This is a genomic window from Thalassolituus pacificus, from assembly GCF_025318105.1.
Lineage (GTDB): Bacteria > Pseudomonadota > Gammaproteobacteria > Pseudomonadales > Oceanobacteraceae > Venatoribacter > Venatoribacter pacificus.
The window spans coordinates 1-974 of record NZ_JAOANI010000011.1 but is presented as its reverse complement, the minus strand read 5'-3'; the positions used below and the strand labels follow the sequence as shown (position 1 = coordinate 974).

The 974-nt window shown below is 39.6% G+C and carries 1 protein-coding gene; it reads left to right on the top strand.

The genetic code is table 11. From position 1 onward, the window contains the following. The first annotated feature begins 195 nt into the window (after window positions 1–195). Complete coding sequence (locus NYR02_RS03040; RefSeq protein ID WP_260974923.1) at window positions 196–870, top strand: DUF5677 domain-containing protein; 675 nt, start codon at window positions 196–198, stop codon at window positions 868–870. Window positions 871–974 lie beyond the last annotated feature (104 nt).

Here is a 974-nt window from a genome sequence, read left to right as displayed (position 1 = left end):
TTGGCGGGAGTGAAAAAGAGCGAATCTTACAGCTCACCTTCTTATTTTGAAAAAGTGTCGCGGTTAGTATATGAATTCGGCGCATATAACAAGCTGTTTAACAAGGACAAAATACAGTTGGCTGTTTTCGTTCCTCAACATTTTAGCCAACTATATTTTGCCCGTTAACAGGGCGTTAGGCATCAAGGAGGTTTTGTGCCAGGAATTATAGAAATTTGTGAAAACCTAAAGGTTCACTCTCAGGCACTAAGACAATCATCGACGGAAATTTTTTCGAAAGAAGCATCTGAAATTGACAAACCTGTCAGAAACGTACTCCTGAGAGGCTCTGAAATTATTCGGGGTGGAGCGGATCTAGGGAAAACAAAAAACCCCACTGCTCTAGGTATAATTACACGGCAATTAGTAGAGTTGCTTATATCTCTACAATGGATTATTTCTTCCCCTGAGAGAGCTGAGAAATATTCTGATTTTTCTTTAAATGAATTAGATCGTGTTGCTCAGATCGTTATGAATGACGGATTACTTTCAGTTAAGGCCCGCGAAGATGGCACGGATGTAACGAAGGAGTTTCTAGCCAAAAGGGAAAAAGCAAAAAAAGGTGTTTCAATTGAACAGCAAGCTCGTGAATCGGATCTGATTCATATATACCAAGTTTTATACCGGTTTATGTCATTAGATACTCATGGGAAATCTGAAACAATAGTAGATCCAGAAGAAAGCCTAGAAGCAACTCTAGTTCAACTGCAAACAATTGGTGCTATATCTCAAGCATTTGGGCATATTGCAATTTTATGGCTTATGCACCGACAAAAAACAGACAATGAAACAATTAGAGAATTGTTGGGTTTAAATGAACAGGCTGCCTAACAAGTTGCTCCAGTTGACGTATGATCTTCCCCCGCTTTAACGGACACCAAAGTCAAACTGACGAGGTGTCCAATGCCAAAATATACTCAGCCAAGAAAGACTTG